This window comes from Vibrio sp. 10N.261.51.F11 (genome assembly GCF_041471665.1).
Classification (GTDB): Bacteria; Pseudomonadota; Gammaproteobacteria; order Enterobacterales; family Vibrionaceae; genus Vibrio; species Vibrio crassostreae_C.
Genome location: NZ_JBFROW010000004.1, coordinates 71,529 through 96,061 on the forward strand (window position 1 = coordinate 71,529; position 24,533 = coordinate 96,061).

18 protein-coding genes are annotated in these 24,533 nt (G+C 45.3%); 9 read left to right on the top strand and 9 right to left on the bottom strand.

Annotated elements, in window-relative coordinates:
* Positions 1-251: 251 nt before the first annotated feature.
* The 4 genes from acnB to hrpB form a co-directional block, all read right to left on the bottom strand.
* Complete coding sequence (gene acnB, locus AB4351_RS01865; RefSeq protein WP_017072021.1) at positions 252-2,840, bottom strand: bifunctional aconitate hydratase 2/2-methylisocitrate dehydratase; 2,589 nt, start codon at positions 2,838-2,840, stop codon at positions 252-254.
* A gap of 272 nt (positions 2,841-3,112) precedes the next feature.
* Positions 3,113-5,446, bottom strand: a complete 2,334-nt coding sequence (locus tag AB4351_RS01870) for a patatin-like phospholipase family protein (RefSeq protein WP_372124939.1) — start codon at positions 5,444-5,446, stop codon at positions 3,113-3,115.
* A gap of 38 nt (positions 5,447-5,484) precedes the next feature.
* Positions 5,485-7,884, bottom strand: a complete 2,400-nt coding sequence (gene mrcB / locus AB4351_RS01875; protein WP_136977814.1) for a penicillin-binding protein 1B — start codon at positions 7,882-7,884, stop codon at positions 5,485-5,487.
* Positions 7,881-10,379, bottom strand: coding sequence for an ATP-dependent helicase HrpB (hrpB, locus tag AB4351_RS01880; RefSeq protein ID WP_372124941.1), 2,499 nt, complete (start codon positions 10,377-10,379; stop codon positions 7,881-7,883). The genes mrcB and hrpB overlap by 4 nt, the downstream gene beginning before the upstream one ends.
* 34 nt (positions 10,380-10,413) lie before the next feature.
* Here hrpB and sfsA point away from each other — a divergent pair, with 34 nt between their 5' ends.
* From sfsA to panC, 7 genes are all read left to right on the top strand, one after another.
* The gene (gene sfsA / locus AB4351_RS01885) at positions 10,414-11,139 is read left to right on the top strand and encodes a DNA/RNA nuclease SfsA (protein WP_017066814.1); all 726 of its coding nucleotides are present in this window, start codon (positions 10,414-10,416) and stop codon (positions 11,137-11,139) included.
* 135 nt (positions 11,140-11,274) lie between these two features.
* Positions 11,275-11,721, top strand: coding sequence for an RNA polymerase-binding protein DksA (gene dksA, locus AB4351_RS01890; protein ID WP_004738189.1), 447 nt, complete (start codon positions 11,275-11,277; stop codon positions 11,719-11,721).
* A 218-nt stretch (positions 11,722-11,939) separates the two neighbouring features.
* A complete protein-coding gene (gene gluQRS / locus AB4351_RS01895) occupies positions 11,940-12,815 on the top strand; it encodes a tRNA glutamyl-Q(34) synthetase GluQRS (RefSeq protein WP_017072017.1) in 876 nt (291 codons plus the stop codon).
* 183 nt (positions 12,816-12,998) lie between these two features.
* Positions 12,999-14,354: a polynucleotide adenylyltransferase PcnB gene (gene pcnB, locus AB4351_RS01900; protein ID WP_017059432.1), complete on the top strand. Its 1,356-nt coding sequence runs from the start codon at positions 12,999-13,001 to the stop codon at positions 14,352-14,354.
* Positions 14,351-14,836: a 2-amino-4-hydroxy-6-hydroxymethyldihydropteridine diphosphokinase gene (folK, locus tag AB4351_RS01905; RefSeq protein WP_004735459.1), complete on the top strand. Its 486-nt coding sequence runs from the start codon at positions 14,351-14,353 to the stop codon at positions 14,834-14,836. The genes pcnB and folK overlap by 4 nt, the downstream gene beginning before the upstream one ends.
* A 22-nt stretch (positions 14,837-14,858) precedes the next feature.
* Positions 14,859-15,653, top strand: a complete 795-nt coding sequence (panB, locus tag AB4351_RS01910; RefSeq protein WP_017059433.1) for a 3-methyl-2-oxobutanoate hydroxymethyltransferase — start codon at positions 14,859-14,861, stop codon at positions 15,651-15,653.
* Between the two features lie 8 nt (positions 15,654-15,661).
* On the top strand, positions 15,662-16,552 hold the full coding sequence (gene panC, locus AB4351_RS01915; RefSeq protein WP_372124943.1) for a pantoate--beta-alanine ligase: 891 nt from the start codon (positions 15,662-15,664) through the stop codon (positions 16,550-16,552).
* 86 nt (positions 16,553-16,638) lie between these two features.
* On the opposite strand, the gene AB4351_RS01920 is transcribed toward panC, so the two are convergent.
* The 3 genes from AB4351_RS01920 to AB4351_RS01930 all read right to left on the bottom strand — a co-directional run bounded on the left by AB4351_RS01920 (position 16,639) and on the right by AB4351_RS01930 (position 20,310).
* A complete protein-coding gene (locus AB4351_RS01920) occupies positions 16,639-17,409 on the bottom strand; it encodes an ABC transporter permease (protein ID WP_010435987.1) in 771 nt (256 codons plus the stop codon).
* Position 17,410: 1 nt separating this feature from the next.
* Positions 17,411-18,328 carry an ABC transporter ATP-binding protein gene (locus AB4351_RS01925; protein ID WP_017059435.1) on the bottom strand — a complete coding sequence of 306 codons (918 nt, stop codon included), beginning with the start codon at positions 18,326-18,328 and terminating at the stop codon, positions 17,411-17,413.
* Between the two features lie 350 nt (positions 18,329-18,678).
* On the bottom strand, positions 18,679-20,310 hold the full coding sequence (locus AB4351_RS01930) for a SulP family inorganic anion transporter (protein ID WP_170960822.1): 1,632 nt from the start codon (positions 20,308-20,310) through the stop codon (positions 18,679-18,681).
* Between the two features lie 286 nt (positions 20,311-20,596).
* On the opposite strand from AB4351_RS01930, the gene can reads away from it, so the two are divergent.
* Complete coding sequence (gene can, locus AB4351_RS01935) at positions 20,597-21,265, top strand: carbonate dehydratase (RefSeq protein WP_017063246.1); 669 nt, start codon at positions 20,597-20,599, stop codon at positions 21,263-21,265.
* Positions 21,266-21,339: 74 nt separating this feature from the next.
* On the opposite strand, the gene hpt is transcribed toward can, so the two are convergent.
* The gene (hpt, locus tag AB4351_RS01940) at positions 21,340-21,870 is read right to left on the bottom strand and encodes a hypoxanthine phosphoribosyltransferase (protein WP_017059438.1); all 531 of its coding nucleotides are present in this window, start codon (positions 21,868-21,870) and stop codon (positions 21,340-21,342) included.
* A 337-nt stretch (positions 21,871-22,207) separates the two neighbouring features.
* On the opposite strand from hpt, the gene AB4351_RS01945 reads away from it, so the two are divergent.
* The gene (locus AB4351_RS01945) at positions 22,208-22,813 is read left to right on the top strand and encodes a LuxR/HapR/OpaR family quorum-sensing transcriptional regulator (RefSeq protein ID WP_019824386.1); all 606 of its coding nucleotides are present in this window, start codon (positions 22,208-22,210) and stop codon (positions 22,811-22,813) included.
* 203 nt (positions 22,814-23,016) lie between these two features.
* Here AB4351_RS01945 and lpdA read toward each other — a convergent pair whose 3' ends face one another.
* Complete coding sequence (gene lpdA / locus AB4351_RS01950) at positions 23,017-24,447, bottom strand: dihydrolipoyl dehydrogenase (RefSeq protein WP_017059440.1); 1,431 nt, start codon at positions 24,445-24,447, stop codon at positions 23,017-23,019.
* Positions 24,448-24,533: the final 86 nt, after the last annotated feature.

Genomic DNA, 24,533 nt, shown 5'->3' on the forward strand with positions numbered 1-24,533 from the left:
CAAAAATGAGGCGAGAGTATATAGCGAAGTCATCAAGAGATCGAGTCGCTCGTCGTCCAGTATTCAGACATAAAAAAACGCCTACCGAAGTAGACGTTCTATCATTTGGGTTCCTCTAAATAGTTGGAGTTGCAGTTAGGCGACAAGTTCGTTCATCCCTATGAGCATAGAAGCTCTATGTAATTAGGGCGGCCGGCGCTCCGGTGAACGTACGCAGTCAACAACGCTGCAGCTACAAATATAACGAGGAACTAAGCTGGTTCTTGGAAGATAACCGTGTCTGCTTTTTCCGTGTACTGACCCATTTTATGGAAGTTCAGGTAACGGTATGTATCAGCAGCCGTTGCATTAATCTTCTCAGCGTACTCTAAGTACTCTTCTTTCGTTGGGATGCGACCTAGAATCGCGCCAACAGCAGAAAGCTCAGCAGAAGCCAGATAAACGTTCGCGCCATTACCTAAGCGGTTCGGGAAATTACGCGTTGACGTCGACATAACCGTCGAAGCATCAGCAACACGAGCTTGGTTACCCATACATAGTGAACAGCCAGGAGTTTCGATACGTACCCCAGCACGACCGAAGATGCCGTAGTAGCCTTCTTCTGTCAGTTGGTCTTTATCCATCTTCGTTGGCGGAGCCACCCATAGGCGAGTATTTAGCGAGCCGTTAAACTCTTCTAGCATCTTACCTGCAGCACGGAAGTGACCGATGTTCGTCATACAAGAACCGATGAACACTTCTTGAATCTCTGTGCCTTGAACGTCAGATAGAAGACGAGCATCATCTGGATCGTTTGGTGCACATAGGATTGGTTGATCGATGTCAGCAAGATCAATCTCGATAACGTGCGCGTATTCCGCATCTGAATCAGCAGATAGCAACTCAGGGTTCTCTAGCCACTCTTCCATTGCTGTAATACGACGCTCAATCGTACGAACATCACCGTAACCTTCAGCGATCATCCACTTCAGCATCACGATGTTCGAGTTCAAGTACTCAGAGATAGACTCTTCAGAAAGCTTAACGGTACAACCTGCAGCAGAACGCTCAGCAGATGCATCAGAAAGCTCAAATGCTTGCTCAACAGATAAGTGCTCAACACCTTCAATTTCTAGTACACGACCAGAGAATTCGTTGATCTTACCGGCTTTCTCTACCGTTAGTAGGCCTTGCTTGATGCCGTAAAGAGGAATGGCATGTACTAGGTCACGTAGCGTGATACCCGGTTGCATTTCACCTTTAAAGCGAACCAAGATAGATTCAGGCATATCAAGAGGCATAACGCCTGTTGCTGCAGCAAATGCTACCAAGCCAGAACCCGCAGGGAATGAAATACCTAGAGGGAAACGAGTATGCGAGTCACCACCTGTACCTACAGTATCAGGAAGAAGCATACGGTTTAGCCATGAGTGGATAACGCCATCACCCGGACGAAGTGAAACACCCGCACGATTCATGATGAAATCAGGTAACGTATGGTGAGTGTTTACATCGACTGGTTTAGGGTATGCCGATGTGTGACAGAAAGACTGCATTACAAGGTCTGCAGAGAAACCAAGACACGCCAGATCTTTAAGCTCATCACGAGTCATAGGACCGGTCGTATCTTGAGAACCGACTGTCGTCATTTTAGGTTCACAGTACTGACCAGCACGAACACCTTCAACGCCACATGCTTTACCAACCATCTTCTGAGCTAGCGTGTAGCCTTTATCAGATGCAGATGGATCGATTGGTTTAGCAAACAGATCCGTTTCAGCTAGACCTAGAGCGTCACGAGCACGACCCGTTAGACCACGACCGATGATCAGTGGAATACGGCCACCAGCACGCACTTCATCAAGAAGTACTTTGCTTAGCTCAAAGTTTGAAATCACAGAACCGTTCTTGTGAACAACACCTTCGTACGGGTAGATATCAATGATATCGCCCATGTTCATGTCTTGTACGTTCAGTTCAATGGGTAGTGCGCCTGAATCTTCCATTGTGTTGTAGAAGATTGGTGCAATTTTACCACCAAGACAAACACCGCCAGTACGCTTGTTTGGTACGAATGGGATATCTTCACCCATGAACCAAAGTACTGAGTTTGTTGCCGATTTACGTGAAGAACCTGTACCAACAACATCACCAACGTAAGCCAGTGGAATGCCATCTTTTTGCATTTCTTCAATTTGTTTGATTGGACCAACGCTACCCTGTTCATCAGGAGTAATGCCATCACGTTCCATCTTCAGCATCGCTTTCGCGTGTACTGGGATGTCAGGACGTGACCATGCATCAGGCGCTGGAGATAGGTCATCGGTGTTCGTTTCACCAGTGACTTTAAATACTTTTACTGTGATTTTTTCTGCTACTTTATCTTTCGCTGTAAACCATTCAGCATCAGCCCAAGATTGAAGTACTTGTTGTGCAGCAGCATTGCCAGCTTTCGCTTTCTCTTCTACGTCATAGAACGCATCGAACATCAGTAGAGTATGAGATAGCGCTTTAACAGCGATTGGAGCAAGCTCAGCATCGTCTAGTAGAGATACTAGAGATTCGATGTTGTAACCGCCTTGCATGGTACCAAGCAGTTCTGCAGCTTTTGCTTTGCTTACTAGTGGCGAAGCTACTTCACCTTTAGTGATAGCCGTAAGGAAGCCAGCTTTTACGTAAGCAGCTTCATCTACACCCGGTGGAATGCGATTTTCTAGTAGGTCAAGAATGATTTCTTCTTCACCTTGAGGTGGATTCTTCAGAAGTTCAACTAGGCCAGCTACCTGCTCAGCATCTAGTGGTTTTGGAACAACTCCTTCGGCAGCACGTTCTTCGACGTGTTTACGGTAGGCTTCAAGCACGACTTTTTTCCTCTCATTGCGGTTCACTTCTTCCCTTCATAATTGTTAGTAAAATAAAGAAGTGAACATCCTTGGAAACTTGGCTCTCCATTGCCATTTTTGTCATTCAATTTGTATTGATGAGCGGCGTCATAGAGGCCAAACTGTGGGCGGTAGAATAGCAAATTTAACGTTAAATTAAAATCTTATCATTTTGACCAACATAGCAAGTTAAGACGAAAGTCCCACTATTTTTGCCTAATTACGCACTTAAATGGCGACTCTGCGCATGATTATTTGTAGGACGTACCTACAATCAGATACACCGAATCGAAATTATCTTCGGTTCGGCCATAAGCTAAAATGATCGGCCCGATTGGAGAATCAACACCCGCGAAAACAGAACCCGCGGTGTACATTGGCGCTTCATCAATACTCAAATCATTGTTCGACCAAACACCACCATGCTCAATGGATGCGCCCACGTAGAATGGTGATTCAAAGAGTCCGAAGTCATTTTCAAACCACTTATAACGATAAGTAAGACTGGTATAAGCCAAGTTCTGACCAATCATACTGTTCCTTGGAATACCTGACAGGTTTAAGAAGCCACCAAGCTCTTTAGGATCAATAGGGAAAATCGAATTTTTGCTCTCTACAATGCCGTAATCAACCTTTCCGACTAAAGTATGTCGTTCATAACTTTTTGCAGCCATGAAATTAGCCGAAAATTCGTAAACAGTATCGCTTTCAGCCGCTAGCTCCGGGCTATCTCCAGACGTGTTGACCTCAAAATCATCATGAGAAACAAGGTACTCAAGATCAACAAAGTAACCTTCCGTTGGCAAACTAAAATTATCTAAAGTATCGAGTCGATAACTAATAAACGCACCTATACGTGCATACGCTCCGTTACCAAAAGATGGTAGCGAAGAAACCTCAAAATCCCCATCAGTATAACGAGCACCAAATTTCAGTTCTTGCCACAAGGTAGGCTGATAGCCTAAAGCCAATTCACTAACATATTGACTATAAGTCAGTGGAACATAGTCTATAGTCGCATCTAATGTCGGCTCTCCAACCTCCCCCTCAACCACTGGCAAGTTTCTGTTTTCCTTACTGTAAACAATCGATGCAGAAGTGAACAGTTTTTGACTCGAAAAGAAGGGCGAGTAAAGTTCCGCTTCAATTCGTTTGTCAGTACCCATCTCGACGTTAGTTCTTAGCTCTGCACCATGCTTATTAATATCGGTAAAGTTGGCTGAAACACCGATCGAGTACTGACTGGTAGTAGAGAAGTCATCTTCAAGAAAGAATCGAAAATTGAGGTAGTTTGGCCCCCAAGATTTTTCGTTCACATCGACTAGCAGTTGCTCCTCGCCATTCACTGTGTCAAATTCATAAGTCACCAACTCGAATCTATCTAGCGCATAGAGGTCTTGTACTTTAGATTCAATTTCACTGGTCTTCAGAACCTTACCTGAATCAAGGTTTAAACGGTTTTCGATCAGCTTATCGGAATAGTGGGTATTGTTATTAATAACGACTCGGTCAACGACGGTCTGATCGCCGTGTTTAAGCTGTCTGCGCGCTTTTTGTTTGTCCTCGATATAATACTGATAATCGGCATTTGAGAGCGATAGCTTAGAAAGTTCATCAGTATGCTGCTTAGCGACTTCATAGCCCGCGAGGAAAGCCGATGGCATTTTATCAAATTCTGTCGTCTCCATTTCCCCAACATCTGGGCGCAGGAAGACATCATCGTCTGTTAAAGTTTCAGCTTGCTCTTGGGTGCTGCGTTGAACAAGATAATTAGAGAGTTGGTCAGCTGCGGCTAGAAAATTCGTGAAATCATCTTTGCCTTTGTAGTTGGTACTGATATCCACCGCAATGACGATGTCTGCACCCATCGCTCTGGCTACGTCGACGGGCATGTTATTGGTGACACCACCATCAACCAGCATTCGACCATCGAGGTCATAAGGGGGAAGCGCGCCGGGAACTGACATACTCGCCATCATGGCATCAACAAGGTGGCCATGATCGATGACCACCTCTTCAAGTTCGATAATGTCAGTTGCGACTGAACGGTATGGGATAGCAAGATGGTCGAAAGAATCGAATGAGGATAGATTACCCGTGGTCTCACGCAGAATACGCAACATATTCTGGCCTTGCACCACCCCTTTCCTTGCTTTGATTTCGCCCCAACCTAAGCCGAGATCGGTGTTCAGTTGGTAGCGGTCTTCATATTCTTTGTCACGTACACGGCGATCACTACGGTTAACGCGATCACGATAACCGCGATTCCAATCAACCGTATAAATAAAGCTCTCGATCTCGTCTGCGCTCATCCCTGTCGCATAAAGACCACCAACGTATGAGCCCATACTGGTACCGGTAATGTAATCAACCGGGATTTGCATCTCTTCTAGAGCTTTAAGCACACCAATGTGAGCTGCACCTTTTGCCCCACCACCAGCAAGAACGACAGCAACGGTTGGCCTTTTATGAGCTTGTTCAGCCTGCTGAGATTGATCAATCTGTGTCGCGGTGGATGCAAACAGCTGAAAACTGATCACAGTACCGACAACACCTAAGCCACTCACTAACCAACGAGAAATCATTATTTTAACTGTCCTTGTCATTCTTTCTTGTTACGACTTTACCACTGAAAAAGCTTCTTTAGCCACTGTTTTGGTTGACTTTCACAGCCCTTTTTAATGTTTCCATCCTCATCCCAAAGTGGCAGTTTAACTGCACCATCACAATCAAACTCTAAAGCCCCTTCAGAAGTTCGAGTAAAGTTAGCGGTGACAATTCCTGTCGGCCAAGGCAGTAATAACTGCTCGGGTGTTCTCTGTTTGAGATAATCGGCATAAACACGTAACGCACCACTCGAACCAGTAAGCTTAGTCGGCTTATTATCATCACGTCCTAGCCAGATGGTCGTCACTTCACGACCATCTACGCCCACGAACCAACTGTCTCGGCTGTCATTACTAGTGCCAGTTTTACCAGCTAACCCTGCCCATGCAAACTGACCTTGTAGGAAACGGCCCGTGCCTTCCGACACGCCACGTTTCATTGCATAGGTTGTAAGCCAAGCGGCTTGCTGGTCAACGCTTTGTGATACACGAGGGATCGACTGATACAGAACCTCGCCATCGTTATCAACAACTGAGCGAAGCGCAGACAAAGGTGCTATACGCCCAGAATTGGTAATGGTTTGATACATCTGCGCAACTTGGAACGGAGTCAGTGAGAACGAACCCAAAAACATCGACGGCACTGGGCGAATCTCATTTTTATCGACCCCCAGTTTTCCAATCGTATCCGAGACACTATCAATGCCTAATTGCATGCCTAAACGAACAGTAGGTACGTTGTAAGACTTAGAAAGCGCCACATACAAAGGCACATCGCCACGGAACTTACGATCGAAGTTTCTCGGGCTCCACACGCTACCTTTACTGCCTTTCAAGCTCAGTGGCGTGTCTTTCAATGTTGTCGCCAACGTGTACTTCTGAGGCTGCTCTAGTGCGGTTAAGTAAATTGCAGGCTTGACCAAAGAACCAATTGGGCGACTCGCGTTCAAGGCACGGTTAAAGCCATCGTAGCCAGTACGCTTACCACCGACCATCGCCCGGATTTCACCGGTATTTCTATCCACGGCAATAGCTGCTGCTTCCAGCTTATTACCTGCGGTTTTCGATAAATCAGGCACCTTACGAGCAATCGACTTCTCTAACTTGTCTTGAGATACCGGATCCAGAGAGGTAAAGACTCGAATCCCTTTTTTCGCCTCAAATCGATCGCCGACATACTTCTTAAGCTCAATGTTTACTTGTTGGAAATAAGCGGGCTGACGGCTAGCAATGCGTGGGTTGTCTTGAATATCCAAATCACGACTCGCCGCCTCTTCGTATTGTCGCGGAGTTAAGATGTCTTGTTGCATCAATAAGCGAAGAACCAGATCGCGTCGAGTCTTAGCACGCTCAGGATAGCGAACCGGATTGTAATACGACGGTCCTTTCACCATACCCACCAGCAGTGCTAGCTGATCGATGCGCAGCTCTTGAATAGGTTGACCAAAATACAAACGAGACGCTAAACCGAAGCCATGAATCGCTTGCCCACCATTCTGTCCAAGATAAACCTCATTTAAGTAAGCCTCTAGGATACGGTCTTTGCTGTAACGATGGTCTAAGATAAGTGCAATGTAGGCTTCACGAACCTTACGCCACAATGTACGTTCACTGGACAGGAACAGGTTTTTTGCCAACTGTTGTGTCAGCGTACTACCACCTTGTACCGTTCGCCCAGCTTTGACGTTAACGACCATTGCACGAGCGATGGCCAGTGGCGACACACCATCGTGTTGATAGAAGTTTCGGTCTTCGGTTGCCAGTAAGGCATCAACCATCACTTCTGGGAACTGATTGCGTTTTAAGAACAGGCGCTGCTCATCGTTACTTTTCTCAAGCATGCCAAGCATTTTCGGTTCAACACGCAGGTAGCCCATGTCGCCTTTCTTCTCCAGCGACTGAATGCGAGTTAATTCGTTACCATTGAAGTGCAGCATCACATGACGATCCGCTTCCGGTCCATCAACAAACTCGAACGGACGACGAATCATTTCAATCTTGGTCGAAGAAGAAGAGTATTCGCCTGGGTGACGAGGCGCGTTCACCTTACGGTAATTAAGTACATCGAGCTCATTCTTAACCTGAACCAAACTCACCGGAGTTCCCGGAGACAGGTCTAGCACTCGCGCATAAACCACGGTTGGCAAATCAAACAGCTGACCTTCAAAGCGCTGTTTGACCACAGAATCAAGATAAATACCGACGAACAACAGCAATGCCGCAAGCGCTAAGCCCGCTTTCCAAGAAATGCCCCATAGGATCTTCAACCAACCTCTTTTGCCAGATTTCTTAGCCTTAGGTTTGGTCTTTTTCGCAGCCGCTCTTGGTTTTCTTGGCTTGGCTTTGGTCGCTGGTGACTTCTTTGCTGGCGCTTTTTTAGGTGGTGCCTTTTTTGGCGTTAACATTTTGGTCATCATCGATTCAACTGTCGTTTGGTTTTAGTGGTTGCTACATGGTTAGCAGGGTCATCCGGCCAAGGATGTTTTGGGTAACGGCCCTTCATCTCTTTTTGTACTTCTTTGTACGCGCCAGCCCAAAAGCCAGCTAAATCTTGAGTAATTTGTAGTGGTCGCTGTGCTGGAGAAAGGAGCTCAAGCACTACTTTTTTACGCCCTTGCGCGATCAATGGCGAGTCTTGTTCGCCAAAGACTTCCTGCATTCGCACTGAGATCACTGGTTCAGATTGATATTGATAACGAATGGCCTTCTTGCTGCCTGTTGGCATCAGATAGTGCGTTGGCAACCATTGGTCGATTTCTTGATTCAAAGGCCAACCAAGATAAGCCGACAATGCTTGCTCAATCGAAACACTAGCCAGCCCTTTTGCCGACTTAATGCCATTCAAATATGGAGATAGCCACTCATCAAGGTGTTCAATCAAACTCGCATCGTCCATCGCTGGCCAATCATGCTCAGGCATCCAAAGTGCTGCACAGCGCACACGCTCAACCAACTGCTTAGCCGAAGCTGTCCAATTTAAGCGATCCAGCCCGCATCGAGCGACATAATTGAGCAGCGCTTGGCTCGCCTGATTCGCATCGGGATCAGGTAAAGCTTTGGTGCTGATAATCAACTTGCCCAGAGACACTCGCTGCTCGGCAACTAAACGGCCACGTTTCTCATCCCAATCGGCATAATCGGAACGCACAAACAGCTTTGGAAATTCAGCTTCTAACTGCGCGATATCAACCGCGGTGGCTAAGAAAATTTGACTGGCTCGCCCTGTACTACGCATCAAATCAATCACTACGATATAGTCATTGTTCGCCAGTGAATCATCATCACGAACCTCAGCGCCGTGACCATTCGCCAAAAGGAAAGCACTGCTGCTCGCGCTTCTCACTTGTGCAATCCGGTCTGGGAAGGCAAAACAAAGCACTAATGGTAGCAATGATTCGTCAGCTTGTGACAAATCTAAGTGATGATTGAGTTTGCTCGCGAGACTTTTCGCTCGCTGCATCACAACGCTATTTTTGGAATGTTTTCTTTGCTTAAGTCGATGCAAAGAGTGTTGAATATCCGTCACATTGCGCTCCGGCTCTTCCAGCAAAGCAGCAGCAACAATCGCGACATTCAACAGAGCAGAACTACCTTGCTGCGCTTTAACCAACATGCTGGCAATACGAGGCTCTAGACCTAAACGTTGGACCTGTTTTCCTAATGCCGTAAATTGACCATTATCGTCTAACAATTCAAGAGTCTGTAAGAGTTGCTTGGCTTGCCCGATAGAAGCTTTGGGTGGAACGTCTAACCATTGCAGTTCATCAGCACTCGCAGCCCCCCATTGCGTCAATTCAGACACCAGCGAAGACAAATCAGAATGAAGAATTTCAGGTTCTGGTATAGCTGGTTGCTGCATCAGCTGCGTTTCGCTGTACAAACGAACGCACAAGCCCTCTTCAATTCGTCCCGCACGGCCCGCTCGTTGTTCAGCAGAAGATTGCGAGATCTTAACTTGCTCAAGCTTAGTAATACCGGTTTTCAGATCGAACTTCGCCACACGTTCAAGCCCAGAATCAACCACCAATCGAATACCTTCAATCGTCAAAGAAGTCTCAGCAATATTGGTCGCTAACACCACCTTTCGACGCCCTTTCTCTGATGGCGCGATCGCTTTCTGCTGTTGAGAAAAGCTGAGTTGCCCATACAGAGGACACACATCGATATCATTGGCGAATTGTTCTAGTTGAGATTCCACCTGCTTAATCGCAGAAACGCCCGGCAAAAAGGCCAGAAGTGAGCCTGACTCTTTCTCCATCAGAGAGCGAATCACGTTAGCCATTTTAGGGGCTAGATATTCATTTGCACTAAGAGGCTGATAACGGAAATCGACCGGAAAGGTGCGACCTTGTGATTCAACGTATTTGGCATTCGGCAGCAAAGTTTGCAGAGCTTGTTGATCTAAAGTTGCCGACATCACTACCACTTTCAGATCGTCACGCAACGCCTCTTGGATCTCTAAGCTAAACGCCAATGCGGTATCGGCGTGAATACTGCGCTCGTGAAATTCATCAAAGATCACCATATCAACCCCAGTTAATTCAGGGTCGGTTTGGATCATTCTTGTCATGACCCCTTCAGTAACAATCTCTAAGCGAGTCGCACTGCTGCTTTTAGATTCACCACGAACTCTAAAGCCAATGCTCTCTCCCACCTTTTCTCCCAATTGGCTCGCTAAGTAAGTAGCAATATTCCTTGCAGCCAAACGCCTCGGTTCAAGCATGATGATTTTGCCTTGAACGGCGTTGGTCTTAACTAACTGTAAAGGGAAGAATGTTGACTTACCCGCACCGGGAGCGGCCTTTAGAATAAGTTGAGTGTGTGTTTCTACGCCAGCGAGCAGATCTGGCATCACAGCTTCTATGGGCAGTTGTGGCAATGGGAGAACCTTGTGGTGTAATGTTGGCAACATTGTACATAAAAACCTACCTGTCTAAATAAGTAATATGCACTTCAATCCGCCATTAGAGCCTGCGACTCTTATTAAACGCTATAAACGTTTCCTCACTGACATCCAACTTCCTGACGGTAGCGAGCGTACTATTCACTGCGCTAACACTGGAGCGATGACAGGATGTGCGACTCCTGGCAATACGGTGTGGTACTCAACCTCCGATAATGCAAAGAGAAAGTACCCAAACAGCTGGGAGATCTCAGAAACAGACAAAGGTCATCGTATTTGTGTAAATACTGCGCGGGCAAACCAGCTAGCAGTGGAAGCAATTGAAAATGGGACTATAGTTGAACTCTTAGGTTATAACGCGTTACGAACCGAAGTGAAATATGGCAGTGAGAATAGTCGCATTGATATTCTGCTTGAAGATAACGAAAAGCCGCCTTGCTATATCGAAGTGAAAAGCGTCACTTTGCTCGACGAGCAAGAAACGTCAACTAAAGGGCAAGGTTTTTTCCCTGATGCGGTCACAACCAGAGGCCAAAAACATCTGCGTGAACTCACAGAAATGGTCGAATCTGGAAATAGAGCCGTACTTTTATTCACTGTTTTACATTCAGGTATTGAAAAAGTGTCTGCGGCACACCATATAGACGCCAAATATTCGTTATTACTAAAACAAGCACAAGACGCTGGAGTTGAAGTGCTTTGCTATAAAGCAGAGCTCAGCAGTACTCAAATACAACTAAAACAAGCTGTTGAATTTATCAATAGCTAAGCAAAGATGCTGAACTAATCACATTGATTGCAAGTTTGAATAAGAGTATTTGCCACCATTCGTTCTTTCTGCTATAGATACCCGCCTTAAAATTAGCTGCTTTGCAGTTGACTAGGTGTAAATAGGAGATGCTGTATGCCAGAATCTAAGAAAAAAGCGCTAGGCATCCTAGCCATCGCAGGTGTTGAACCGTACCAAGAGAAGCCAGGTGAAGAGTACATGTCACCTGAGCAAACGGAACATTTTACAAAAATTTTAGCAGCTTGGCGCAACCAGCTCAGGGAAGAAGTTGATCGTACTGTGCACCACATGCAGGACGAAGCAGCGAATTTCCCAGACCCAGTTGACCGTGCTTCTCAAGAAGAAGAATTCAGCTTAGAGTTACGTAACCGTGACCGTGAGCGTCGTCTTATCAAAAAAATTGAGAAGACATTAGACAAGATCGAAGAAGACGATTTCGGCTTCTGTGATTCTTGCGGTATCGAGATTGGCATTCGTCGCCTTGAAGCTCGTCCAACTGCTGATCTTTGTATTGACTGTAAAACACTTGCAGAGATCAAAGAAAAACAGATGCAAGGTTAATTCTTGCAGATGTAAAGAAAGGGAGCCTTGGCTCCCTTTTTTGTTTGTTATCCAAGCGAAGTATTTCACACGCTTGATAGTAAATAGCAGCTTTAAGCCTTAGTTCTATACATCAAACCTTGTTCTATAGATTGAAGCTTAGCTCTAGGCATTAAAGCTCTTGTCAAACGTCTTAAGAATCGGCTACTGCGGTACCATTTAGATTAGGTTGTTCACTCATGAATTATATCGGGCGCTTTGCACCATCACCGTCAGGTCCTCTTCATTTTGGCTCACTTGTTGCTGCTCTTGGTAGCTACTTTCAAGCGAAATCTAACCAAGGAAAATGGTTAGTTCGTATGGAAGACCTCGACCCGCCAAGAGAAATGGCCGGCGCTGCAGACCTCATTCTTAAGACGCTTGAGGCTTACCATCTATTCTGGGATGGTGAAGTCGTTTATCAAAGTCAGCGTCATGGCTTGTATCAAGCTCAAATCGATCAATGGGTCGCTGACAATCAAGCCTACTACTGCCAATGCACCCGCAAGCAGATAAAGGCTTTGGGTGGTTTTTACAATGGTCATTGTCGAGATGCAGGCTTAATCGATTCAGGCGAACAGGCGGTGCGCTTGTGCATGGACTTTCCAGTGGAGTCCTTTGATGATGTTCGCCACGGCACCATTCAAATCCCTAAAGCACTAGCTGTAGAAGATTTTATTATTAAACGCAGAGATGGATTGTTTGCCTATAACTTGGCCGTTGTCCTTGATGACATCGAACAAGGAGTAACAGAAGTCGTAAGAGGCGCAGATCTGATAGAACCCACCGGTCGACAAATCAGTTTGTATAAGACGCTCAAGCAAAAAACAGTGAGCTACTTGCACTTACCATTGGCAACCGATGGCTTGGGGAATAAACTGTCAAAACAGAACCATGCCACCGCGATAGATCTAGACAACCCAAAACCAACGTTACTCAACGCGATGCGATTCTTAGGTTTTGATATCCCGACGGCCCTTTATGAGGCTTCAATGGATGAGATTTTATTGTGGGGCTGCCAACAATGGAACGTCAGTCAGTTACCTGATAGTTTACAAAAAGAGCACTGTAATTAGCTCGAAACTCACGGCAAATAGCAAAAACGACACATAAAAATGCCATAACCAACCACTGTGGTTAAGCAGACGATGTTCTCAAATGGCTCGCGCTAAGCTATTATTAGCCGCAATTAAACTCTGCACTACCACTTTGGACTAAGAGAAAAACAAAGTTGGCGATACCTACTTTGTTCTAAACTAATGAATACAAACGACAATACCCCAAGCGAACAACGCGGATTCCACGAATTAGCTCTGAATATTTATACTCGTCAAGAGCACAATATTTCACGCAAGCAGATCAGCGACAACGCACTAAAAGTGCTATATCGCCTGAATGGTGCGGGTTTTGACGCATTTCTAGTCGGTGGTGGTGTGCGCGATATCTTATTAGGCTCTCAGCCAAAAGATTTTGATATTGCGACCAACGCAACGCCAGAGCAGATCAAACACCTCTTCAGAAACTGTCGCCTTATCGGTCGCCGTTTCCGCTTAGCACATATCATGTTTGGTCGTGACATCATTGAAGTGGCAACCTTCCGTGGTCACCACCAAGAACCATCAAAAAACGTTTCTGCACAATCGAAAGAAGGCATGCTGCTGCGCGATAACGTGTACGGCAGTGTTGATGAAGATGCAGAGCGTCGTGATTTCACAATCAACGCGATGTACTACAACATTGCAGACTACAGCATCCACGATTACGCGGGTGGTGTAGAAGATTTAGAAGATAAACTGATCCGCCTGATTGGCGATCCAGAAACGCGTTACCGCGAAGACCCAGTACGTATGCTACGTGCAATGCGCTTCGCCGCTAAACTGGATTTCGACATCGAAGAAGACACGGCTGACCCGATTGAAGAGTTAGCTCACCTTCTAAGAGATATCCCAGCAGCGCGCCTTTACGAAGAGTCTCTGAAATTACTGCAATCAGGTCACGGTTTAGAAACCTACCACTTGATGCGCGAGTACAATCTATTCCAACAGATGTTCCCAGCGGTAGCGGAGCACTTCACCGAAGATTACGACTCACACACAGAGCAGATGCTTGATTTGGTTCTCGATTCAACCGACCTTCGCATCGAAGATGGTAAGCGAGTAAACCCAGCATTCATGTTCGCAGCGATGCTTTGGTACCCAATGAACAAGCTGGCAGACAAACTTGTCGCTGAACAGGGTATGGCACACTACGATGCGATCATGGAAGCGAGTAACATCATTCTAGATCAGCAAGTAAAGTCTATTGCGATTCCTCGTCGTCACACAGCAACTATTCGCGAAGTTTGGCAACTGCAACTTCGACTGCCTCGTCGCAACGGTAAACGCGCTGTTCGTCTAATGGAATTAAACAAATTCCGTGCAGGCTACGATTTCCTAGAAATGCGTGGTGAGATTGAAGGTGGCGAAACCAAAGAGTTAGCAAAATGGTGGGAGCGTTATCAGACTGCAGGTCGTAACATGCGTCAAGCAATGGCTAACGACGTTGCAGCACCATCAAAGTCAGGCCATCGTCGCCGTAAGACTTACCGAAACAAAAAGAGTAAGCAATCAGAATGATAACTGCTTACATTGCGGTCGGCAGCAACCTTGCCGACCCAGTTAGCCAAGCAAATTTGGCTATCGAAACGCTAAAAAGCCTACCGCGATCAACGTTTATTGCGACCTCTCAGCTATATAGTAGCACTCCAATGGGACCGCAAAATCAACCAGACTACATCAACGCGGTAGTCGCTATCCAAACCGAATTAACGCCAATTGAACTGCTTGATTGCACTCAAAAGATCGAACTAGAGCAAGGGCGCGTCCGTAAAGACGAACGTTGGGGACCAAGAACCTTGGATCTCGACATTGTGCTATACGGCAATGAGGTGATCGATTCAGAGCGCTTAATCGTTCCTCATTATGGAATGAAAGAACGAGAGTTTGTACTCTACCCGCTTGCTGAAATCGCACCAAGTTTACAACTCCCTGATGGGACTGAGCTGACAGAACTACTGAAAATAGTAGATAAGAACGGGCTCAATGTTTGGCAACAATAGCCAAGCGCATTAAGGAAAACCAATGAAAAAAGTAACCATTAACGACCTGATCAAATGCAAACGTGAAGGCCGTAAATTTGCGACTTCGACAGCTTATGATGCGAGCTTTGCTCAATTATTCGAAAGCCAAGAAATGCCAGTTCTGCTTGTCGGTGATTCACTGGGTATGGTTTTACAAGGCCATAACGATACATTACCAGTAACCGTTGAAGACATTGCTTACCATACTCGCTCAGTGCGTGCTGGTAGCCCAAATTGTCTTCTTATGGCTGACATGCCTTTCATGAGCTACGCGACGCCAGAACAAGCTTGTGAGAGCGCAGCGACTTTGATGCGTGCTGGTGCGAACATGGTAAAAATCGAAGGCGGAAGCTGGTTGGTTGATACTGTGAAGATGCTAACAGAACGTGCAGTACCAGTATGTGCACACTTAGGCTTGACGCCCCAGTCTGTGAACATTTTTGGTGGTTACAAGATTCAAGGTCGTGACGACGAGCAAGCCGACAAAATGGTTGCTGACGCGTTAGCACTGCAAAACGCAGGCGCTCAAATCGTTCTACTTGAATGTGTGCCAGCTTCATTGGCAAAACGAATTACAGAAGCTTGTGACGTACCGGTTATCGGTATCGGCGCAGGTAATGTTACCGATGGTCAGATCTTGGTTATGCATGACATGTTCGGTATTTCTGCGAACTACATGCCGAAGTTCTCTAAGAACTTCCTAGCAGAAACAGGTGATATGCGTAAGGCAGTAGCTCTATACAAAGAAGAAGTAGAGAGCGCGCGCTTCCCTGATGAAGCTCATACAATCGCTTAGGAGTAAGTATGCAAACTTTTGCTGAAATAGCGGCTCTTCGTGAGCAGATTAAACAGTTTAAGCGTGATGGACGTACGGTTGCTTTTGTACCGACAATGGGAAACCTGCATGAAGGCCACCTGACTCTGGTAAAGAAAGCTCGTGAACTGGCCGACATCGTTGTGGTAAGCATCTTTGTAAACCCAATGCAGTTTGACCGTGCAGACGACCTAAACAACTACCCTCGAACGTTAGAAGCAGATTTAAGCAAACTAACAGGTGAAGGGGTTGAGCTAGTATTTACACCAACGCCAGAGGTGATGTACCCAGATGGATTAGACAAGCAGACGTTTGTTGAGGTCCCTGGCATATCTCACATGCTTGAAGGTGCCTCTCGTCCAGGTCACTTCCGTGGTGTATCAACCATTGTCACTAAACTGTTTAATATCGTTCAGCCAGACTTTGCATGCTTCGGCGAGAAAGACTTTCAGCAACTTGCTGTTATTCGCCAGATGACCACTGATTTAGCATTAGACATTGAAATTGTCGGCGTTGCGACCGTTCGTGAAATGGATGGTTTGGCAATGAGCTCTCGCAATAGCAACCTAACGATTGACGAGCGCCAACGAGCGCCCGTTTTAGCGCGTACTATGCGCTGGATCAGCAGCGCTATTCGTGGTGGTCGCGATGATTACGCATCAGTGATTGAAGATGCTACTGACCAGCTACGCGCTGCAGATCTTCAACCTGACGAAATCTTCATTTGTGATGCTAAAACTCTGCAAGCGATCACTTCAGAATCAACTCAAGCAGTGATTCTAATGTCGGCTTTCCTAGGTAAGACGCGTCTTATCGATAACCAAGTTCTCGATTTGGTAACGGAAACCAAAGAAGAAGTGAAAGAAGAAACGACTGAATAGTCGGCTTCTGCTCTTAACGCAAAACAAAAAAAAGGTCGATGTTATATCGACCTTTTTCTTTACCTGTTACTTAAATGAACCAAAGGTTAGCTACGTAAGCCAATACCCTTTGTCACTAGGTAGTGTGCAATGCCATACAACAGCACGATAAACACACCTAGTACGCCAAACGACGTCACGATCCCCACATCAGACACACCCAAGAAGCCATATCTGAACGCGTTAACCATGTACACGATAGGGTTCAACTTCGATACACCTTGCCAGAATTCAGGCAATAGACTGATCGAGTAGAACACACCACCAAGGTACGTCAGCGGCGTTAAGATAAAGGTTGGGATAATAGAGATATCATCAAACGTGCGTGCGAATACCGCGTTAATCAAGCCACCCAAAGCGAATACTACCGACGTTAAAAATACCGTCGCAATGATCACGCCCCAATGGTCAACTTGTAAGTCGACAAAGAACAACGACACGAAGGTTACTATGGTACCCACTAACAATCCACGAACCACACCACCCATTACGAAGCCGGCGATAATCACGTAGTTAGGAACAGGCGCTACAAGCAGCTCTTCAATGTTCTTCTGGAACTTGGCACTAAAGAACGATGAAGCAACGTTGGAATATGAGTTGGTGATCACCGACATCATGATCAGACCGGGAACAATGTATTCCATGTAACTAAAGCCGTTCATTTCACCAATACGCGCACCAATCAGGTTACCGAAGATGATGAAGTAAAGCGTCATGGTAATCGCTGGCGGCACCAGAGTCTGCACCCAGATACGAGTAAAGCGATTGATCTCTTTGGTCAACAAACTGCAGAAAGCGGTCCAATATAGGCTGTACATATTATTTACTCCCCTCACGGACGATACTCACAAATAGCTCTTCTAGACGGTTTGCTTTGTTACGCATAGAGAGGACTTTAACCTGTTGCTCGCTCAATTGAGCAAAGATGGTATTCAAACCTAGGTTCTTGTCGATTTCGATTTCTAGCGAGCCATTGACCATCACTTGGCTATTCACGCCTTCAAGCTTAGGTTCAGTCGTGCCCTCTTCCAGATCCAGAATAAAGGTCTCAGCACTCAATTTGCCCAACAGCGCTTTCATTGTTGTGTTCTCAATCAGCTCACCGCGATTGATGATACCAATGTTGCGACACAGCATTTCTGCTTCTTCTAGGTAGTGCGTGGTCAAGATAATGGTAATGCCCTGCTTCTCATTGATCTCTTTTAGGAATTCCCACATTGAACGACGTAGTTCAATATCAACGCCTGCTGTCGGTTCATCAAGGATCAACAAATGAGGTTCATGCATCAATGCACGCGCGATCATCAAACGACGCTTCATACCACCAGACAAGTTACGCGCGCGTTCGCCACGCTTTTCCCACAGATCGAGTTGAGATAGGTACTTTTTCGCTCGCTCTTTCGCTAATGCTTTTGGCACGCCGTAATAACCCGCTTGTTGCAGCACGATCTGTTCAACGGTTTCAAACGGGTTAAAGTTAAACTCTTGAGGCACAAGGCCTAAGTTCTGCTTCGCCAATTCCAGATCGGTATCAATGTCGTAGCCGAACACTTTAACCTTGCCTGACGTTTTATTTACCAGTGAAGAGATAACACCAATGGTGGTTGATTTACCCGCACCATTGGGACCAAGTAGTGCGTAAAAGTCGCCTTTTTCTACTTGTAAACTAACGCCCTTAAGAGCCTCGAAGCCCCCAGCATAAGTTTTTCTTAATTGCTCAATTTCTAATGCATACATAGAGATAGACTGCCATTTGCTATAGATAAGATGTAGACGACCGAGCTTGAGGAAGAGAGTAATGCTTAAAACGAGCTAGCAGAAAACTAACCCAAACTTGTTAACTCGGCCATTTTGCAAACAAGTTTATCGTTGATTGACGATTAATACAAATATCGTGTGAGAGTTTCTTTCGAAAACAAATAAGCGTCTTGGCTACGTGAAGACTAAATCAACGTTCAATAAATATAAAAATGCCGCTAAGTGATTCACTTAACGGCATTAATGATCAGTCTTGAAGTGAGCGTCTATAGCTTATTCATATTAGATTATTCATATCAGGTCATTCATATCAGCTTATTACTGAAAAATTAAACTGACTCAAATTGATGCTCATCTCTGTCGACATAGCTTGTTGCTGCCGTCAGGGCTTCATATCTGAATCGATAAGTGTTGGATTCAGGTACTAGGTCAATCACGTGGAACTTCTCTAGTTGTTGACGAGTATTCTCATTAGGACACAGCAGATACACCTCACACTGCGCATCCAATGCATCTTTAATCGCATTCTCTAGCGCTAGGCCAACAGTGACATCAATCATAGGTACATCTGTCAGGTCTAGAATCATCGCTTCATAGTCAGAGATACTTGAGTGCTGACGTGAAATCGCCTTTGAAACGCTGAATATCATCGGCCCTGATAGGTAGAAGAATAGCACCTTACCATTGGCACTATCGAGTAACTGACGTTCGCTATCAGTCAATGGGATATCGTCTTCATCATCACCATCACTGATCGCCTTAACTTGTCTGGCTTGCTCTCGGCTTAATCTTTCAATAATCAGAATATTCGAGATAAACACACCCAGTCCAACGGCAATAATCAAGTCAACAAACACAGTCAATAGCATCACGCCGTACATCACGCCCATGCCGGCATAGCTAACCTTGTGCGCGCGCTGGATAAAGCTCCAATCTAGGATATTGAAACCAACATACATCGCGATACCAGCCAGCACTGCCATAGGAATCGGTTCTGTTAAACCACCTGCAACCAATACCACGAGCGCAAGTACTAAAGCTCGAATAACACCTGAAAGCGGAGAACGCGCTCCCACCTGAATATTGGTTACAGTCCCCATAGTAGCACCCGCGCCAGGTAGTGCACCAAACAGGCCAGAGATCATATTGGCAATGCCTTGGCCACGAAGCTCTTTGTCTGAGTCATGCTCTTTACGAGTCAATGAATCTCCGATAACCGCGGTCAAAAGCGTATCAATACAACCTAATGTACCAAGCACCAAGGCATCGATAACCATAGTAGTAAACTGTTCAGCGCTGATCGTAGGGATAACGAGGGAAGGTAAACCAGCTGGGATTTCACCAATACGGCGAATAGAGTCGGTATCAAAAATAATGACGGACAAGAGCGTTACAGCCACTAACGCGACCAGTTGAGCAGGCACATACTTACGATACTTAGCGGGGAAGCCAAAAAGAATACCGAGTGTCAGAGCACCTAGAAATAGCTCGCTGATTTTAAGATTAGCCAATGTATCTGGAAGTGCAGAGAGCGTGCCCATTACACCACCGGATGGAGCGGCATGCCCTAACAATGGAGACAGCTGCAAGATAATCAGAATAACGCCAATGCCCGACATGAATCCGGAGATCACGCTATATGGCATCAAAGTGACGTATTTTCCTAGCTTTAACGTACCAAGTAATATCTGGAATGCACCGGCCATCATCACGACAGTAAAGGTCATTGCCATACCCGTTTCAGGATATTTAGCAACCATACTCGTCATTACGGCAGTCATGATCACCGTCATCGGGCCGGTAGGTTCAGATATCAAACTACTCGAACCGCCAAACAATGCTGCAAATAGGCCAACCATAATGGCGCCCCACAAGCCAGCTTCAGCTCCCGCGCCAGAAGCAACACCAAATGCCAATGCTAAAGGTAACGAGATGATGGCTGTAGTTACACCGCCAAACATATCCCCTTTGAGATTGATATCCGTAAAACGACTTCCAAACAAAACACACCTTCCTGATGATGAAATGACAAACCTTATCACTTTAGCAAATGTATCAAGTATTCAGAAAGTGTTAATTCAATCACATTATTCATGTCTTATAACCGGATTATTGATAGTGGGCTAAGTTTATGATTTTCCTTACTAGAACACGTCAGATGAGTACATTTTGACGCAGTTTTTACGAGATTGAATTTGTAACATTGTGTATAGTTAAGCATCTTAATTGAGGGATGTAAGAAGCAAGATGCCAGAAATAAAACAGCTTTTTGAGAACAATTCCAAATGGTCTGAAGAAATTCGCTCTGAAAGACCTGAGTATTTTACAACGCTTGAAGAGGGTCAAAGCCCTGGTTTTCTATGGATAGGTTGTTCAGATAGCCGAGTTCCAGCCGAGCGCCTGACTGGCTTATATTCTGGAGAACTGTTTGTTCACCGAAACGTGGCCAACCAAGTGGTTCATACAGACCTAAACTGTCTATCTGTTGTTCAGTACGCAGTAGATGTGCTTAAAGTGAAACACATTATTGTCTGTGGTCACTACGGTTGTGGCGGTGTTAACGCGGCGATTGATAACCCTAAACTTGGTCTTATCAACAACTGGTTACTGCACATCCGTGACAATTACCTAAAATACCGCAAGCAAATCGAGGGGCTTCCTCGTGAGCAATGGGGTGACAAGTTATGCGAAATTAACGTCGCAGAACAGGTTTATAACCTAGGTAACTCAACCATTATGCAAAATGCGTGGGAGCGTGGCCAAGACGTTGAAATCCATGGTGTGGTTTATGGTATTGGCGATGGCAAGCTACAGGACCTTGGCGTACGTTGCTCAAGTAACGATACTTTAGAGAACAGTCACTTAGATGCATTAAACAAGATCTTAACGACGCCTCTTCTTAGTCAACAAAGCTAACCCATTCCGTCATATATACAAAAAGCCCGCATCAAGCGGGCTTTTTAATGACTTCTAAACCACAAGCGTAATGATTACTCTTGAGGTACTACCTTACCGATGTACGGTAGGTGACGATATTTTTGTGCGTAGTCGATACCAACACCAACAACAAACTCGTCTGGGATCTCAAAACCAATCCATTTTGTATCGACAGTCACTTCACGGCGAGAAGGCTTGTCTAATAGCGTACAAATTTCGATAGACTTAGGACCACGTAGGCTCAGAATCTCTTTTACTTTAGTCAGCGTGTTACCTGTATCGATAATATCCTCTACAAGTAGAACGTCTTTACCTTGGATATCATCATCAAGATCTTTCAAAATACGAACATCACGTGAGCTTTCCATGCCGTTGCCGTAGCTAGACGCGGTCATGAAATCAACTTGGTGAGTTAAATCGATAGCACGAGCAAGATCTGCCATAAAGACAAAAGATCCACGCAATAAGCCAACTAAAACTAGATCTTCACTACCATTGTAGTGTTCCGTGATCTGTTTGCCTAGTTCGTTCACTCGATCCTGAACTTCTTGCTCAGAGATCATGACTTCAACTGTATGCTTCATACTGCTCTCATTCTATTTGGTGATTGCGACGAATGTTGACAGTTTCGTCAGTTGTGTCGCTCAATTTTGTGCGTAAGTCTAGCACTGCTCAAATACCCACACCACCTTATGGTTCGAATTTACTGTCAGATTCTCAACGAAATGTGCGCTGGTGCCTTATCCAATACTCGTCTCCTTTCACATCAATGCTGATCACGCTTTATGTATCAAGTTTGATGTAACTGTCTATAAAACAAGCTGAAAGGATTGACCATTCGCATATGCACCATTACACTCATCTTGGCTTAAATAATAATAAAATCATTAATATAAAAATTTCGTTGGCAAGGAAAATAAAATGGACTCAATATCTAAGAGACCTAGAACTAGGCTTTCACCTTTAAAAAGAAAACTTCAATTGATGGAAATCGCTCTTGAGGTATTCTCTCGCCGCGGTATCGGTCGTGGTGGACACGCTGATATTGCAGACATCGCTCAGGTGTCTGTCGCAACTGTATTTAACTACTTCCCTACCCGTGAAGATCTGGTTGATGAAGTACTAAATCACGTTGTACGCCAATTCTCTAACTTCCTTTCAGACAATATCGATCTGGATATTCACGCAAAACAAAACCTACATAATATTGCGACTGAAATGGTGACGTTAGTGGCTCAAGATAGCCATTGGTTAAATGTGTGGTTCGAATGGAGCGCTTCGACTCGTGATGAAGTATGGCCGCTATTCGTAACAACGAACCGCACTAACCAAATGTTAGTACAAAACATGTTTAGCAAAGCGATTGAACGTGGCGAAGTTTGTGACGATCACGATCCTAAACATCTAGCCAATCTATTCCACGGCATTTGCTACTCGCTATTCATCCAAGCAAAACGTGTAGAAACGCCAGAAGAGCTTTCAAGCTTAACGGATAGCTACTTGAACATGCTGTGCATTTATAAATAGATTTGAAATTCGGTCTTCGAAAAAAACTTAGGGATTGGCGTATTGCGTCAATCCTTTTTTGTTTTTAGCACTCGCTCTTCGTATCCCGGAGCGCAGCGTACTCGCATCTCGGAGTGGAACGTTACTGCTCTTTTCTTCAGACATAAAAAAGCCGCTGACAAATCAGCGGCTTTTAAAAACATTAGCGAGTGACTAAGAAAGAATTACTTCTTCTTTTTCACTGCTTTCTTATTTGGAAGGTCAGTGATTGAACCTTCGAATACTTCCGCAGCTAGACCAACAGACTCGTGTAGAGTTGGGTGAGCGTGGATAGTAAGTGCGATATCTTCTGCATCACAACCCATTTCGATCGCTAGGCCGATTTCGCCAAGAAGTTCACCACCGTTAGTACCAACAACAGCACCACCGATTACGCGATGAGTATCTTTATCGAAGATCATCTTAGTCACGCCGTCTGCACAGTCAGAAGCGATTGCACGACCAGAAGCAGCCCAAGGGAAAGTAGCAACTTCGTAATTGATGCCTTCAGCTTTCGCTTCTTTCTCAGTCTTACCTACCCAAGCAACTTCTGGCTCAGTGTACGCAATTGATGGGATTACTTTAGGGTCGAAGTAGTGCTTCTTACCAGAGATAACTTCAGCAGCTACGTGACCTTCATGCACACCTTTGTGAGCAAGCATTGGTTGACCAACAACATCACCGATCGCGTGGATGTGAGGAACATTAGTACGCATTTGCTTATCAACATTGATGAAACCACGCTCATCAACTTCGATACCCGCTTTTTCAGCGTCGATAAGTGCACCGTTTGGAACACGACCGATAGCAACAAGAACAGCATCGTAGCGTTCAGCTTCAGCTGGTGCTTTTTTGCCTTCCATTGAAACGTAGATACCGTCTTCTTTTGCTTCAACAGCAGTCACTTTAGTTTCAAGCATTAGCTTGAACTTGTTCTTAATGCGCTTAGTGAAAACTTTAACGATGTCTTTATCCGCAGCAGGGATAACTTGATCGAACATCTCTACAACTTCAACTTTAGAACCTAGAGAGTGGTAAACCGTACCCATCTCAAGACCGATGATACCGCCGCCCATGATAAGCAGTTTTTCAGGTACTTCGTTTAGTTCTAGTGCATCCGTAGAATCCCAAATACGTGGGTCTTCATGTGGGATGAAAGGAAGTTTGATTGGGCGAGAACCCGCAGCAATGATTGCGTTGTCGAAGTTAACAGTTGTTGCTTCGCCTTCGCCTTCAACAAGAATGCTGTTAGGACCAGTGAACTTACCGAAACCGTTAACAACAGTAACGTTACGCATCTTAGCCATACCGCCAAGACCGCCAGTTAGTTGATCAACTACTTTTTCTTTCCAGATACGGATCTTGTTGATGTCCGTTTGTGGCTCGCCGAATACAACGCCGTGCTCTGCCATCGCTTTAGCTTCTTCGATTACTTTAGAAACGTGAAGAAGTGCTTTTGATGGAATACAACCAACGTTTAGACATACACCACCAAGAGTGCTGTAACGTTCAACTAGTACTGTTTCTAGACCTAAATCCGCACAACGGAATGCCGCTGAGTAACCAGCAGGACCTGAACCAAGTACAACAACTTGGGCTTTAATTTCTTTGCTCATTGTGACCTCTTGTAGTCATTATCCCTAACAGGCTGAGTAGATGTTCTTAAAATTATTGGGCTTTCAAACAGGAAACATTTTACAGA

Excerpts from the sequence above, each read along its gene's own strand:
- AB4351_RS01870 (WP_372124939.1), bottom strand. The coding sequence starts at position 5,446 with ATGATTTCTCGTTGGTTAGTGAGTGGCTTAGGTGTTGTCGGTACTGTG.
- mrcB (WP_136977814.1), bottom strand. The coding sequence starts at position 7,884 with ATGATGACCAAAATGTTAACGCCAAAAAAGGCACCACCTAAAAAAGCG.
- hrpB (WP_372124941.1), bottom strand. The coding sequence starts at position 10,379 with ATGTTGCCAACATTACACCACAAGGTTCTCCCATTGCCACAACTGCCC.
- sfsA (WP_017066814.1), top strand. The coding sequence starts at position 10,414 with ATGCACTTCAATCCGCCATTAGAGCCTGCGACTCTTATTAAACGCTAT.
- dksA (WP_004738189.1), top strand. The coding sequence starts at position 11,275 with ATGCCAGAATCTAAGAAAAAAGCGCTAGGCATCCTAGCCATCGCAGGT.
- gluQRS (WP_017072017.1), top strand. The coding sequence starts at position 11,940 with ATGAATTATATCGGGCGCTTTGCACCATCACCGTCAGGTCCTCTTCAT.
- pcnB (WP_017059432.1), top strand. The coding sequence starts at position 12,999 with ATGAATACAAACGACAATACCCCAAGCGAACAACGCGGATTCCACGAA.
- folK (WP_004735459.1), top strand. The coding sequence starts at position 14,351 with ATGATAACTGCTTACATTGCGGTCGGCAGCAACCTTGCCGACCCAGTT.
- panB (WP_017059433.1), top strand. The coding sequence starts at position 14,859 with ATGAAAAAAGTAACCATTAACGACCTGATCAAATGCAAACGTGAAGGC.
- panC (WP_372124943.1), top strand. The coding sequence starts at position 15,662 with ATGCAAACTTTTGCTGAAATAGCGGCTCTTCGTGAGCAGATTAAACAG.
- AB4351_RS01920 (WP_010435987.1), bottom strand. The coding sequence starts at position 17,409 with ATGTACAGCCTATATTGGACCGCTTTCTGCAGTTTGTTGACCAAAGAG.
- AB4351_RS01925 (WP_017059435.1), bottom strand. The coding sequence starts at position 18,328 with ATGTATGCATTAGAAATTGAGCAATTAAGAAAAACTTATGCTGGGGGC.
- AB4351_RS01930 (WP_170960822.1), bottom strand. The coding sequence starts at position 20,310 with ATGTTTGGCGGTGTAACTACAGCCATCATCTCGTTACCTTTAGCATTG.
- can (WP_017063246.1), top strand. The coding sequence starts at position 20,597 with ATGCCAGAAATAAAACAGCTTTTTGAGAACAATTCCAAATGGTCTGAA.
- hpt (WP_017059438.1), bottom strand. The coding sequence starts at position 21,870 with ATGAAGCATACAGTTGAAGTCATGATCTCTGAGCAAGAAGTTCAGGAT.
- AB4351_RS01945 (WP_019824386.1), top strand. The coding sequence starts at position 22,208 with ATGGACTCAATATCTAAGAGACCTAGAACTAGGCTTTCACCTTTAAAA.
- lpdA (WP_017059440.1), bottom strand. The coding sequence starts at position 24,447 with ATGAGCAAAGAAATTAAAGCCCAAGTTGTTGTACTTGGTTCAGGTCCT.